The following is a 13,437-nucleotide window of genomic DNA, read 5'->3' on the forward strand; positions in this document are numbered from 1 at the left end:
CCCGCTCCCAGCGGGACTTTTCCACACTGATTACTCTGCTCGAGGACCACATTCATCATGTCCATGACCCCCCGCGAAATCGTCCACGAACTCAACCGCCACATCATCGGCCAAGATGACGCCAAGCGCGCCGTCGCCATTGCCCTGCGCAACCGCTGGCGGCGCATGCAGCTCCCAGCCGAGCTGCGTGCCGAAGTGACGCCCAAGAACATCCTGATGATCGGCCCCACCGGTGTCGGCAAGACCGAGATCGCCCGCCGCCTGGCCAAGCTGGCCAATGCGCCGTTCATCAAGGTCGAAGCGACCAAGTTCACCGAAGTCGGCTACGTTGGCCGTGACGTCGAGTCGATCATCCGCGATCTGGCCGACGCCGCGCTGAAGATGCTGCGCGAGCAGGAAATCGTCCGCGTGCGCCACCGCGCCGAGGACGCCGCCGAAGACCGCATTCTCGACGCCCTGCTGCCGCAGGCGCGGGTCAGCAGCTTCAGCGAGGAAGCCCAGCAAAGCAGTGCCGACTCCAACACCCGCCAGCTGTTCCGCAAGCGCCTGCGCGAAGGCCAGCTGGACGACAAGGAAATCGAGATCGAAGTCGCCGAGAACATGGGCGTCGAGATCGCCGCGCCGCCCGGCATGGAAGAGATGACCAACCAGCTGCAGAGCCTGTTCGCCAACATGGGCAAGGGCAAGCGCAAGACCCGCAAGCTGAAGGTCAAGGAAGCGCTGAAGATGGTCCGCGACGAAGAAGCGAGCCGTCTGGTCAACGAGGAAGAGCTCAAGGCCAAGGCCCTGGAAGCGGTCGAGCAGCACGGCATCGTGTTCATCGACGAGATCGACAAGGTGGCCAAGCGCGGCAATGTCGGCGGCGCCGATGTCTCCCGTGAAGGCGTGCAGCGCGACCTGCTGCCGCTGATCGAGGGCTGCACCGTCAACACCAAGCTGGGCATGGTCAAGACCGACCACATCCTGTTCATCGCCTCGGGCGCGTTCCACCTGAGCAAGCCGAGCGACCTGGTACCCGAGCTGCAGGGCCGCCTGCCGATCCGTGTCGAGCTCAAGGCGCTGACCCCGGAAGACTTCGAGCGTATCCTCAAGGAGCCGCACGCCTCGTTGACCGAACAGTACAGCGCCCTGCTCAAGACCGAGGGCCTGAACATCGAGTTCGCCGACGAAGGCCTCAAGCGCCTGGCCGAAATCGCCTACCAGGTCAACGAGAAGACCGAGAACATCGGTGCCCGCCGCCTGCATACCCTGCTTGAGCGCCTGCTCGAAGAGGTGTCGTTCAGCGCCGGCGACCTGGCCAGCGCCCACGACGAGACGCCGATCCACATCGACGCCGCCTATGTGAACAGCCACTTGGGTGAGCTGGCGCAGAACGAAGACCTGTCGCGTTACATCCTGTAAGACCGCTGGGGGCCGCTGCGCGGCCCATTCGCGGCACAAGGCCGCTCCTACAGGGGGATTGCATTCTCCTTGTAGGAGCGGCCTTGTGCCGCGAATGGGCTGCGAGCAGCCCCCTTGCACAATGCCTGGAATCACTCGAAGCTTGCAGCTTGAAGCCAAAGAGAGATTCGCCCATGGCCCGCCTACCCACCGCCATCAACCTGCACAAAGCCTCCAAGACCCTCACCCTCACCTACGCCCCCGGCGAGGTCTACCACCTGCCCGCCGAATTCCTGCGCGTGCACTCCCCCTCCGCCGAGGTCCAGGGCCACGGCAACCCCATCCTGCAATTTGGCAAGATCAACGTCGGTCTCAGCGGCCTGGAACCAGCCGGTCAATATGCACTGAAACTGACCTTCGACGACGGCCATGACTCCGGATTGTTCACCTGGGAGTACCTTGAGCAGTTATGCCTGCGCCAGGAGCAGCTGTGGGCCGATTACCTCGACGAATTGCACAAGGCCGGCAAATCCCGCGACCCATCCGAATCGGTGGTGAAATTGATGCTCTAGCTCAAGGCTCGCAGGCTTTAGAGCGCATTTTCTAATCTCATCTGCTTGAATGCCTTGATGACTGCCAAAGATTGGCTGTCTTGCGCATTACACGAAAGTCGGGTAACCAATGGAGCTGGCAAGTTCCCTGCATTGCCTTGATGGCAGGCAGGGCCAGGCCGGTATGTAGAGGTCGCGAGCGAAAGCAGGTTGTCTTCACACGCAGAAACCCACGCAGCTCATCATCGGCACGCATCCGGTCGCAGCACCGCTGTTCCTTATCACTGGTCACCCGAGTAGCAGTACCGGGCTGTCACAGCACGCCGGTACTCGTCTCAGGACAACGGAGCGTCGTAGATGAGTAACAAGAACAACGATGAGTTGCAGCGGCAGGCCTCGGAAAACACCCTGGGGCTGAACCCGGTCATCGGCATTCGCCGCAAGGATCTGCTGACATCGGCGCGCACTGTGCTGCGCCAGGCGGTACGCCAGCCCCTGCACAGCGCCAAGCACGTGGCGCATTTCGGCCTGGAGCTGAAAAACGTGCTGCTGGGCAAGTCGGCCCTGCAGCCCGAAGGCGACGACCGTCGCTTCGCCGACCCGGCATGGAGCAAGAACCCCCTGTACCGCCGCTACCTGCAGACCTACCTGGCCTGGCGCAAGGAGCTCAACGACTGGATCGGCGAAAGCGACCTGTCGCCCCAGGACATCAGCCGCGGGCAGTTCGTCATCAACCTGGTGACCGAGGCCATGGCCCCCACCAACACCCTCTCCAACCCCGCCGCGGTCAAGCGCTTCTTCGAGACCGGCGGCAAGAGCCTGCTCGACGGGCTGTCCAACCTGGCCAAGGACATCGTCAACAACGGCGGCATGCCCAGCCAGGTGAACATGGAGGCCTTCGAGGTCGGCAAGAACCTCGGCACCAGCGAAGGCTCGGTGGTGTACCGCAACGATGTGCTGGAACTCATCCAGTACAGCCCCATCACCGAGCAGGTGCACAGCCGTCCGCTGCTGGTGGTGCCGCCACAGATCAACAAGTTCTACGTGTTCGACCTGAGCCCGGAAAAGAGCCTGGCGCGCTTCTGCCTGCGCTCCCAGCAGCAGACCTTCATCGTCAGCTGGCGCAACCCGACCAAGGCCCAGCGCGAGTGGGGCCTGTCGACCTACATCGACGCGCTCAAGGAGGCGGTCGACGCGGTGCTGGCGATCACCGGCAGCAAGGACCTGAACATGCTCGGCGCCTGCTCCGGCGGCATCACCTGCACCGCGCTGGTGGGCCACTACGCCGCGCTCGGCGAGAAGAAGGTCAACGCCCTCACCCTGCTGGTGAGCGTGCTCGACACCACCGTCGACACCCAGGTCGCGCTGTTCGTCGACGAGCAGACCCTGGAGGCGGCCAAGCGCCACTCCTACCAGGCCGGGGTGCTCGAAGGCAGCGACATGGCCAAGGTGTTCGCCTGGATGCGCCCCAACGACCTGATCTGGAACTACTGGGTCAACAACTACCTGCTCGGCAACGAGCCGCCGGTGTTCGACATCCTGTTCTGGAACAACGACACCACCCGCCTGCCGGCCGCCTTCCACGGCGACCTGATCGAGATGTTCAAGAACAACCCGCTGACCCGCTCCGACGCCCTCGAAGTGTGCGGCACCGCCATCGACCTGAAGAAGGTCGACTGCGACATCTACAGCGTCGCCGGCACCGCCGACCACATCACCCCGTGGCAGTCGTGCTACCGCTCGGCGCACCTGTTCGGCGGCAAGATCGAGTTCGTGCTGTCCAACAGCGGCCATATCCAGAGCATCCTCAACCCGCCGGGCAACCCCAAGGCGCGCTTCATGACCGGCGAGGACCGCCCGGACGATCCGGTGGCCTGGCAGGAGAACGCCATCAAGCATGCCGACTCCTGGTGGCTGCACTGGCAGGCCTGGCTGGGCGAGCGCGCCGGCGAACTCAAGAAGGCGCCTACAAAGCTGGGTAACCGCACCTATACCGCAGGCGAGGCCGCACCGGGAACATACGTGCACGAGCGTTGAACCGAACCGCCGCGATGGGCCTGTCGGTGCATCGCGGCGCTACCTTCACCACAGAGTCACGCGCATGCCGCAACCGTACATCTTCAGGACCGTAGAGCTGGACGAGCAGTCCATCCGCACCGCGGTCCGCCCGGGCAAGCCACACCTGACGCCGCTGCTGATCTTCAACGGCATCGGCGCCAACCTCGAGCTGGTGTTCCCGTTCATCGAGGCACTGGACCCGGACCTGGAGGTCATCGCCTTCGACGTGCCCGGGGTCGGCGGCTCGTCGACGCCCCGCCACCCCTACCGCTTTCCCGGCCTGGCCAAGCTGACCGCGCGCATGCTCGACTACCTGGACTACGGCCAGGTCAATGTCATCGGCGTGTCCTGGGGCGGCGCCCTGGCCCAGCAGTTCGCCCACGACTACCCCGAGCGCTGCAAGAAGCTGGTGCTGGCCGCCACAGCCGCCGGCGCGGTGATGGTGCCGGGCAAGCCCAAGGTGCTGTGGATGATGGCCAGCCCACGGCGCTACGTGCAGCCCTCCCATGTGATCCGCATCGCCCCGCTGATCTATGGCGGCGGCTTCCGGCGCGACCCGGATCTGGCCATGCACCACGCCTCCAAGGTCCGCTCGGGCGGCAAGCTGGGCTACTACTGGCAGCTGTTCGCCGGGCTCGGCTGGACCAGCATCCACTGGCTGCACAAGATCCACCAGCCCACCCTGGTGCTGGCCGGCGACGACGATCCGTTGATCCCCCTGATCAACATGCGCCTGCTGGCCTGGCGAATTCCCAATGCCCAGCTACACATAATCGACGACGGCCACCTGTTCCTGATCACCCGGGCCGAGGCCGTCGCGCCGATCATCATGAAATTCCTCGAGCAGGAACGCCAACGCGCGGTCATGCACCCCCGGCCCGCTGCGCGCACCTGATGCCGATCGCGGGACAAGCCCGCACCCACCGCCCCGGAAAAGCTGGCGTGGGAGCGGGCTTGCCCCGCGATCGGTCCGATTGCTAAACGATGGAGTGTTGGCATGAAAGACAAACCGGTGCCCGTCACCAGCATGAACGTGCAGAACGCCATCACCGGCTTGCGCGGTCGCGACCTCATCTCGACCCTGCGCCAGGTCGGCAGGATCAGCCTGCGCAACCCGCTGCACACCGCCCACCACCTGCTGAGCCTGGGCGGCCAACTGGGCCGCGTGCTGATCGGCGACAGCGGCTATCAGCCCCATCCCCGCGACACGCGCTTCAGCGACCCGACCTGGAGCCAGAACCCGTTCTACCGTCGCGGCCTGCAGGCCTACCTGGCCTGGCAGAAGCAGACCCGCCTGTGGATCGAGGAAAGCAGCCTGGCCGACGATGATCGCGCCCGGGCACAGTTCCTGTTCAACCTGGTCAGCGATGCCTTCGCCCCCAGCAACTCGCTGCTCAACCCCCTGGCGGTCAAGGAGCTGTTCAATACCGGCGGCCTGAGCCTGCTGCGCGGGGTCAGCCACCTGCTCGACGACCTGCGCCACAACGACGGCCTGCCGCGCCAGGTGGACGAACGGGCCTTCGAGGTCGGCGGCAACCTGGCCGCCACCCCCGGCGCGGTGGTGTTTCGCAACGAGCTGCTGGAGCTGATCCAGTACAAGCCCATGAGCGAGAAACAGTACGCCCGGCCGTTGCTGGTGGTACCGCCGCAGATCAACAAGTTCTACATCTTCGACCTGGGCCCGACCAACAGTTTCGTCCAGTACATGCTCAAGCAGGGCTTGCAGGTGTTCATGGTCAGCTGGCGCAACCCTGACCCGCGTCACCGCGAATGGGGCCTGTCCAGCTACGTGCAGGCCCTGGAGGAAGCGCTCAACGCCTGCCGCAGCATCAGCGGCAGCCGCGATCCCAACCTGATGGGCGCCTGCGCCGGCGGCCTGACCATGGCAGCCCTGCAAGGCCACCTGCATGCCAAGAAACAGCTGCGCAAGGTGCGCAGCGCCACTTACCTGGTGAGCCTGCTCGACAGCCAGTTCGACAGCCCAGCCAGCCTGTTCGCCGACGAGCAGACCGTGGAGGCGGCCAAGCGCCGCTCGTACCAGCGCGGCGTGCTCGACGGCGGCGAAGTGGCGCGGATCTTCGCCTGGATGCGCCCCAACGACCTGATCTGGAACTACTGGGTCAACAACTACCTGATGGGCAAGACCCCACCGGCGTTCGACATTCTCTACTGGAACGCCGACAACACCCGCCTGCCCGCCGCCCTGCACGGCGACCTGCTGGACTTCTTCAAACTCAACCCGCTGACCTTCCCCGAAGGGCTGGAAGTGTGCGGTACGCCGATCGACCTCAAGCAGGTCGGGTTGGACAGCTTCACCGTCGCCGGCAGCAACGACCACATCACACCATGGGACGCCGTTTACCGCTCGGCCCTGCTGCTCGGCGGCGATCGGCGATTCATCCTGGCCAACAGCGGCCATATCCAGAGCATCATCAACCCGCCCGGCAACCCCAAGGCCTACTACCTGGAAAACCCCAAGCTCTCCAGCGACCCACGGGCCTGGTTCCACGATGCCCAGCGCCGCGACGGCAGCTGGTGGCCACTGTGGCTGGAATGGATCACCGAGCGCTCAGGTACGTTGAAGACACCCCGTGAGGAACTGGGCAACGCCACCTACCCACCGCTGGGCCCCGCGCCGGGCAGCTACGTATTGGCGCGCTGACCGGATGAAGACCCGCGACCGTATCCTCGAATGTGCCTTGCAGCTGTTCAACCGCCAGGGCGAGCCGAACGTCTCGACCCTGGAGATCGCCAACGAACTGGGGATCAGCCCCGGCAACCTGTACTACCACTTCCACGGCAAGGAACCGCTGGTGATCGGCCTGTTCGAGCGCTTCGAAGAGGAGCTGATGCCACTGCTCGATCCGCCCCTGGATGTGCGCCTGGACGCCGAGGACTACTGGCTGTTCCTGCACCTGATCGTCGAGCGCATGGCCCAGTACCGCTTTTTGTTCCAGGACCTGTCCAACCTCACCGGGCGCCTGCCCAAGCTGGCGCGGGGCATGCGCAGCCTGATCAACGCCCTCAAGCGCACCTTGGCCGCGTTGCTGGCCAGCCTCAAGGGCCAGGGCCAGGTGACCAGTGAGACCCAGGCGCTGGGGCAACTGGTGGAGCAGATCACCCTGACCCTGATGTGCTCGCTGGACTACCAGCGGGTGCTGGGGCGCGAGGGCGACGTGGGGGTGGTGGTATACCAGGTGATGATGCTGGTGGCGCCACATCTGCAGGCACCGGCGCGCAGCGCGGCGGAGCAGTTGGCGATGCGGTATCTGGAAGGCTGAAACGATCGCGGGGCAAGCCCACCCCCACGCGTCCTGTACAGGCTTCGTGGGAGCGGGCTTGCCCCGCGATCAGGGCGACGCGGTGTCAGGCCTGGGTGGCCGCGTTCACCGGTGCCGACGGCGTGCTGCTGGCCGGGGCCGCGCTCGGGGCCGGAGCTGCGGTGGCGGCAGGCGCCGGAGCGGCCGGCTTGGCTGCCACAGGCTTGGCCGGAGCCGCTTTCTTCACGGCCGGTTTCTTGGCCGCAGCGGGTTTTGCCGCCGGTTTGGCCGCCGCTGATTTGGCTGCTGGTTTGGCTGCTGGTTTGGCTGCCGCGGTTTTCGCCGCAGGCTTGGCCGCCGGTTTTGCCGCGGCGGTCTTGGCCGCAGGCTTGGCTGCCGCCTTGGCCAGGGGCTTGGCCGCGGTCTTGCTGGCACTGGCCTTGGAGATCGGAGTCACCGACGCACCGGTCAGCTTCTCGATCTGCTTGGTCAGCGAGTCGACCTGCTGGTGCAGGGCCTTGATCTCATTGCGGCTGGGCACGCCCAGACGCGAGATGGCGCTGTTCAAGCGCTTGTCGAAGGCCTCTTCCAGCTCGCTCCACTTGCCCAGCGCACGGTCCTTCACGCCAGACACCCGGGAGTTGGTCGACGACTTGGCGCTTTCGGCCACGTCTTCGGCGGTTTTCTTCGCCTGCTTCTCGGCCTTTTCGCCATCCTTTACCAGCGAATCGAACAGCTTCGGACCATCCTGGTCGACCTTGGAGTAGATACCCAGGCCAGCCAACCAGATCTTGCGGGAGTACTTCTCGATTCCGCCGATCCAGGAGCTGCCTTCTTTCTCGGTGTTCTTCTTGCCAGCCATCCTGCTCTCCTTATGGTTTGTGCGCGACGCGCTCGAGCAGCTCATGCAGCTGTTCAAGCTTGATGGACAACGCCTCAACGTCATGTTTAGACGGAATGCCGAGGCGATTCAAGGCGCGACCGACACGGGCGTCGAAGGCTTTCTCGATTTTGTCCAGTTGGACCTCGACCTTGCCGCGTACCCGGCTGACTTCCTGGGTGGCTTCGTCGAGATGGCCGTTGGCGGCCTCGATCTCTTTATCCAGGCGCTTCTTGCCGCGTTTCTCGACGCCTTCGCCGGCCTTCACCAGCTCTTTGAAGTAGTCGGAACCTTCCTGGCCGACGCGGGCGTAGGCACCGATGCCCGCCAGCCAGATCTTGCGGGCGTAGCCGCGCACCTCGCCCAGGGTACTGCCTTGGGCGTCGTCTTTCTGCTTGAGATTCACTTTGGCCATGCTCTGCACCTCATGCTCGTTCAAGGGGAGGGAGGAACTGCCCTGGGAGGCAGGGCTTGAGCGTGAAGGTAGGCGGAAAAATTAGAATCCTCATCCTAAGGTGAGGTCATGCAGCGTTTGCGTGGGAGCGGGCTTGCCCCGCGATAGCTATTGCCCGGGCTGGCGCTATCGCGGGGCAAGCCCGCTCCCACAATACCTGCTCCCACAAGGCCCGCGCCCGTAAACAGCAAGGAGCGCGCAGTGTCAGGCCAGCGCCTTGTCCAGCGCCCGCTCGATCTCGCCCTTGATGCTGCCGCTCATCATCGACAGCATCATGCCCAGCTTCAGCTCGACGCGGATGGTGTCCTCGCCAATGTGCACGCTGCCGTTGGCGCCGCTGCGCGTCACATCGACGCGGTCGCCATTCCAGGTGGCCTTGAGGTCGTATTCGCGGCTGAGCCTGTCGACCAGCGCCTCGGCCTTGGCACGGGCGGCGTCACGGCCGAGGGAGTGTTTGCGTTCGACGCTGATCTGGGTCATGCGGGTGATCCTGGATATGAATACATAATCGCCATTATGCCCGCCCCCTCTGCATGACACACCCCGCCAAGACAAATCCGCCCGCAGCCCCTAGAATGGCCGTAATTTTTTTCTGGTGAAGCGATATGACCGACCAGCGCAAAGGCGACCACGCCGAACCCACTACCCACTTCGGCTACCAGGATGTGCCGGAGAGCCAGAAGGCGAAGAAAGTCGCCGAGGTGTTCCACTCGGTGGCCGCCAAGTACGACCTGATGAACGACGTGCTGTCCGGCGGCATGCACCGCCTGTGGAAGCGCTTCACCATCGAGCTGTCCGGCGTGCGCAGCGGCAACCGGGTGTTGGACATCGCCGGTGGCACGGGCGATCTGGCCGCCAAGTTCTCGCGCCTGGTCGGCCCGACCGGCCAGGTGGTGCTGGCCGACATCAACGATTCGATGCTCAAGGTCGGCCGTGACCGCCTGCTCGACCGTGGTGTTGCCGGCAACATCGAGTTCGTCCAGGCCGACGCCGAGAAGCTGCCGTTCCCGGACAACCACTTCGACTGCGTGACCATTGCCTTCGGCCTGCGCAACGTGACCCACAAGGACGAAGCCATCCGCTCCATGCTGCGGGTGCTCAAGCCCGGCGGCCGCCTGTTGATCCTGGAGTTCTCCAAGCCGACCAACAAGCTGATGTCCAAGGCCTACGACGCCTACTCGTTCGCCTTCATGCCGCTGGCCGGCAAGCTGATCACCAACGACTCGGAAAGCTACCGCTACCTGGCCGAATCGATCCGCATGCACCCCGACCAGGAAACGCTCAAGAGCATGATGGTCGAGGCCGGCTTCGACCGCGTCACCTACCACAACATGACCAGCGGCATCGTCGCCGTGCACCGGGGGATCAAGCCCTGATGCTCCTGGCCGGCCTGCTCGCCAGCGCCGAGCACGGGCTCAACCGTGTCCTGCGCCTGGACAGCACCGCCCTCCCACGCCTGGCGGCGCTGGAGGGCCGGGTGATCGAGATCGACTGCGTGCAGCCGGCCCTGAAGCTGTTCGTGCTGCCCGACGAGGAAGGCCTGATGCTCGCCGCCCACTGGGAGGGCGAGGTCGACTGCACCCTGCGCGCCCCCGCCGGGCGCCTGGCGCAGCTGGCCCTGGCCAAGGACAAGACCGCCGTGCTGCACAGCCCTCAGGTCGAACTGCATGGCGACAGCGCCGTGCTGCTCGACCTGTTCGGCATCGTGCAGGACCTGGAGCTGGACTGGGAGTACGAGCTGCAACGCTGGCTGGGCCCGGTGCCCACCGCGCTGATCGCCGGCCACCTGCGCCTGCGCGCGCGCTGGACCCGCCAGGGCCTGGCCCGCTTCGGCGAGAACCTCTCCGAGTACCTGGCCGAGGAATCCCGTACCCTGGTCGGCAAACGCGAAGCCGAAGCGGCGTTCAGCGAGCTCGATGCGCTGAAGGTCGACATCGAACGTCTCGAGGCGCGCCTGCGCCGCCTCGCCCACATTCTTGATACCAGCGATAACGCATGAAGCTGCTCGCCGTCCGCCGTCTGTTGCGCATCCAGCGCGTCGTGATCCGCTACCGCCTCGATGACCTGCTGTTCGAACAGCCCCTGCTGCCTTGGTGGCTGGCCAGCCTGCGCCTGCTGATGCCCTGGCGCTGGCTGCCGCGCAAGCCCCTGGAGCTGAGCCGCGGCGCACGCCTGCGCCTGGCGCTGCAGGACCTGGGGCCGATCTTCATCAAGTTCGGCCAGTTGCTCTCCACCCGCCGCGACCTGCTGCCCACCGACATCGCCGACGAGCTGATGCTGCTGCAGGACCGGGTACCGCCATTCGACCCGCAGCACGCCGTGGCGCTGATCGAGGAACAGCTCGGGGCGAAGGTGGCCGAGGTGTTCAGCCGCTTCGACGTCGAGCCGCTGGCCTCGGCCTCGGTGGCCCAGGTCCACGCCGCGCGCCTCAAAAGCGGCGAGGAAGTGGTGGTCAAGGTGGTGCGCCCAGGCCTCAAGCCGGTCATCGCCCAGGACCTGGCCTGGCTGTTCCTGATCGCCAAGGCCGCCGAGCGGGCCTCGGCCGATGCCCGCCGCCTGCACCCGGTGGAGATCGTCGGCGACTACGAGAAGACCATCTACGACGAGCTCGACCTGCTGCGCGAGGCGGCCAACGCCAGCCAGCTTCGACGCAACTTCGAAGGCTCCGAGCTGATGTACGTGCCCCAGGTGTACTGGGACTTCTGCCGTCCCAAGGTGCTGGTGATGGAGCGTATCTACGGCGTGCCGGTCACCGACATGGCCACCCTGGCCGACCAGCGCACCGACATGAAGATGCTCGCCGAGCGGGGGGTGGAAGTGTTCTTCACCCAGGTGTTCCGCGACAGCTTCTTCCACGCCGACATGCACCCGGGCAACATCTTCGTCAGCACGGTCAAGCCGTGGAGCCCGCAGTACATCGCCATCGACTGCGGCATCGTCGGCAGCCTGACGGCCGAGGACCAGGACTACCTCGCGCGCAACCTGATCGCCTTCTTCAAGCGCGACTACCGCCGCGTGGCCCAGTTGCACATCGATTCGGGCTGGGTGCCTGCGCAGACCAAGGTCAACGAGTTCGAGGCGGCGATCCGCACCGTGTGCGAGCCGATCTTCGAAAAGCCGCTCAAGGACATCTCCTTCGGCCAGGTGCTGATGCGCCTGTTCCAGACCGCCCGGCGCTTCAACATGGAAGTCCAGCCGCAGCTGGTGCTGCTGCAGAAGACCCTGCTCAACATCGAAGGCCTGGGCCGCCAGCTGTACCCCGACCTCGACCTGTGGAGCACCGCCAAGCCGTTCCTCGAGCGCTGGATGCGCGAGCGCATGAGCCCGAAGGCGGTGATCGGCAACCTGTACAGCCAGGCCGAGCAGCTGCCACACCTGGCCGACATGACCCGCGACCTGCTCGAACGCCTGTCGCAACCTCACCTGCACGATGCGCAACTGCCCGAGCGGCGCCGTGCCGGCGACAACTGGGCGCTGCGCCTGCTCGGCGCCGGCCTGCTCGGCGGCGGCGCCACCCTGGCCGCCGGTGCCGTCAGCCTCAGCGCCCCGGCCGCCTGGCCCGCATGGTTGATGCTGGCCGCAGGCCTGTACCTGATCGTGCGCCGATAGCCAGCCGCGCCGCCGGCTGGCACACTAGCGCAAAGGGGCTCGGTACGGGAGCGGGCCCGGTTTGGAGTCGACGATGAAAGACTGGCTGGACGAGATCAAGTGGAACAGCGATGGCCTGGTGCCGGCGATCGCCCAGGACCACAAGACCGGGCGCGTGCTGATGATGGCCTGGATGAACCGTGAATCCCTCGCCCTGACCGCCGCCGAGCATCGCGCCATCTACTGGTCGCGCTCGCGGGGCAAGCTGTGGCGCAAGGGCGAAGAGTCGGGCCATGTGCAGAAACTGCATGAGATGCGCCTGGACTGCGACGCCGACGTGATCATCCTGATGGTCGAGCAACTGGGCCATATCGCCTGCCATACCGGCCGTGAAAGCTGCTTCTACCGCGTCTTCGAGGACGGCCAGTGGAAAACCGTCGACCCGGTCCTGAAGGATCCGGACGCCATCTACAGCGCAGGACACTGACATGAGCGACACCCTGAACCGCCTCGCCGAGGTGCTGGAAGAACGCAAGCACGCGGCGCCGGACAGCAGCTACGTGGCCAGCCTGTATCACAAGGGCCTGAACAAGATCCTCGAGAAGCTCGGCGAAGAGTCCATCGAGACCATCATCGCCGCCAAGGATGCCGCCGCCAGCAAGGATTACAGCGATGTCATCTATGAAACCGCAGACCTGTGGTTTCATAGCCTGGTCATGCTCAGCGCGCTGGGCCAGCATCCGCAGGCGGTGCTTGACGAGCTGGAGCGTCGGTTCGGGCTTTCCGGGCATGACGAGAAGGCTGCGCGTCAGCCTTCTGCCTGAATAATTGCGGGGGCGCGTTGCGCCCCTTTCGCGGCGCAAGGCCGCTCCTACAGGGGCCCGCGTCGCCTGACAGATTCGCAATACCCTGTGTAGGAGCGGCCTTGTGCCGCGAAAGGCTGCAACGCAGCCCAGGGTCCGAAAGACAGACACACATTTTCAGGAGCTTGAAATGGGCATTTTTGACTGGAAACACTGGATCGTCCTGCTGGTCGTCGTGGTGCTGGTGTTCGGCACCAAGAAACTGAAGAACTTCGGCAGCGACCTGGGCGAATCGATCAAGGGCTTCCGCAAGGCCATGAACGAAGAAGAAACCAAGCCCGCCGAGCAGACCCCGCCGCCGGCGCAACCGGTTCCGCCGGTGCAGAACACCGCGCAGCAGGCCCAGGGCCACACCATCGAGGGCCAGGCCCAGCCGGTCCAAGAGCCGCAGCGGAAAGACTGA

The 13,437-nt window shown here is 65.2% G+C and carries 15 protein-coding genes; 12 read left to right on the forward strand and 3 right to left on the reverse strand.

Going from position 1 to position 13,437, the window contains the following annotated elements:
* Window positions 1-57 precede the first annotated feature (57 nt).
* The 6 genes from hslU (at window position 58) to K2O50_RS24400 (ending at window position 7,270) form a co-directional block, all read left to right on the forward strand.
* Complete coding sequence (gene hslU / locus K2O50_RS24375; RefSeq protein WP_050707250.1) at window positions 58-1,401, forward strand: ATP-dependent protease ATPase subunit HslU; 1,344 nt, start codon at window positions 58-60, stop codon at window positions 1,399-1,401.
* Between the two features lie 173 nt (window positions 1,402-1,574).
* Window positions 1,575-1,952, forward strand: coding sequence for a gamma-butyrobetaine hydroxylase-like domain-containing protein (locus tag K2O50_RS24380; protein WP_046853917.1), 378 nt, complete (start codon window positions 1,575-1,577; stop codon window positions 1,950-1,952).
* A 336-nt stretch (window positions 1,953-2,288) separates the two neighbouring features.
* Window positions 2,289-3,968, forward strand: a complete 1,680-nt coding sequence (gene phaC, locus K2O50_RS24385) for a class II poly(R)-hydroxyalkanoic acid synthase (protein ID WP_050707251.1) — start codon at window positions 2,289-2,291, stop codon at window positions 3,966-3,968.
* 64 nt (window positions 3,969-4,032) lie between these two features.
* On the forward strand, window positions 4,033-4,884 hold the full coding sequence (phaZ, locus tag K2O50_RS24390; protein WP_050707252.1) for a poly(3-hydroxyalkanoate) depolymerase: 852 nt from the start codon (window positions 4,033-4,035) through the stop codon (window positions 4,882-4,884).
* A 102-nt stretch (window positions 4,885-4,986) separates the two neighbouring features.
* Window positions 4,987-6,651, forward strand: coding sequence for a class II poly(R)-hydroxyalkanoic acid synthase (phaC, locus tag K2O50_RS24395; protein ID WP_050707253.1), 1,665 nt, complete (start codon window positions 4,987-4,989; stop codon window positions 6,649-6,651).
* 4 nt (window positions 6,652-6,655) lie between these two features.
* Entirely contained in the window at window positions 6,656-7,270 is a 615-nt protein-coding gene (locus K2O50_RS24400) for a TetR/AcrR family transcriptional regulator (protein ID WP_050707254.1), read from the forward strand.
* Window positions 7,271-7,355: 85 nt separating this feature from the next.
* On the opposite strand, the gene K2O50_RS24405 is transcribed toward K2O50_RS24400, so the two are convergent.
* The 3 genes from K2O50_RS24405 to K2O50_RS24415 form a co-directional block, all read right to left on the reverse strand.
* Entirely contained in the window at window positions 7,356-8,111 is a 756-nt protein-coding gene (locus tag K2O50_RS24405) for a phasin family protein (RefSeq protein WP_050707255.1), read from the reverse strand.
* 10 nt (window positions 8,112-8,121) lie between these two features.
* A complete protein-coding gene (locus K2O50_RS24410; protein WP_050707256.1) occupies window positions 8,122-8,544 on the reverse strand; it encodes a phasin family protein in 423 nt (140 codons plus the stop codon).
* 243 nt (window positions 8,545-8,787) lie between these two features.
* Entirely contained in the window at window positions 8,788-9,063 is a 276-nt protein-coding gene (locus K2O50_RS24415) for a polyhydroxyalkanoic acid system family protein (RefSeq protein ID WP_050707257.1), read from the reverse strand.
* A gap of 125 nt (window positions 9,064-9,188) precedes the next feature.
* Here K2O50_RS24415 and ubiE point away from each other — a divergent pair, with 125 nt between their 5' ends.
* The 6 genes from ubiE to K2O50_RS24445 all read left to right on the forward strand — a co-directional run bounded on the left by ubiE (window position 9,189) and on the right by K2O50_RS24445 (window position 13,437).
* On the forward strand, window positions 9,189-9,959 hold the full coding sequence (gene ubiE / locus K2O50_RS24420; RefSeq protein WP_050707258.1) for a bifunctional demethylmenaquinone methyltransferase/2-methoxy-6-polyprenyl-1,4-benzoquinol methylase UbiE: 771 nt from the start codon (window positions 9,189-9,191) through the stop codon (window positions 9,957-9,959).
* Window positions 9,959-10,582, forward strand: a complete 624-nt coding sequence (locus K2O50_RS24425; RefSeq protein WP_050707259.1) for an SCP2 domain-containing protein — start codon at window positions 9,959-9,961, stop codon at window positions 10,580-10,582. Before ubiE ends, K2O50_RS24425 begins: the two co-directional genes overlap by 1 nt.
* Window positions 10,579-12,192: a ubiquinone biosynthesis regulatory protein kinase UbiB gene (ubiB, locus tag K2O50_RS24430; RefSeq protein ID WP_050707260.1), complete on the forward strand. Its 1,614-nt coding sequence runs from the start codon at window positions 10,579-10,581 to the stop codon at window positions 12,190-12,192. The genes K2O50_RS24425 and ubiB overlap by 4 nt, the downstream gene beginning before the upstream one ends.
* A 73-nt stretch (window positions 12,193-12,265) precedes the next feature.
* Complete coding sequence (gene hisI / locus K2O50_RS24435) at window positions 12,266-12,658, forward strand: phosphoribosyl-AMP cyclohydrolase (RefSeq protein WP_050707261.1); 393 nt, start codon at window positions 12,266-12,268, stop codon at window positions 12,656-12,658.
* A gap of 1 nt (window position 12,659) precedes the next feature.
* The gene (locus tag K2O50_RS24440; RefSeq protein WP_050707262.1) at window positions 12,660-12,995 is read left to right on the forward strand and encodes a phosphoribosyl-ATP diphosphatase; all 336 of its coding nucleotides are present in this window, start codon (window positions 12,660-12,662) and stop codon (window positions 12,993-12,995) included.
* A gap of 169 nt (window positions 12,996-13,164) precedes the next feature.
* Entirely contained in the window at window positions 13,165-13,437 is a 273-nt protein-coding gene (locus tag K2O50_RS24445; RefSeq protein ID WP_028688374.1) for a twin-arginine translocase TatA/TatE family subunit, read from the forward strand.

Origin of the sequence: Pseudomonas sp. 2hn (genome assembly GCF_019646095.1) — a bacterium.
In the GTDB taxonomy this organism is placed as follows: domain Bacteria; phylum Pseudomonadota; class Gammaproteobacteria; order Pseudomonadales; family Pseudomonadaceae; genus Aquipseudomonas; species Aquipseudomonas peradeniyensis.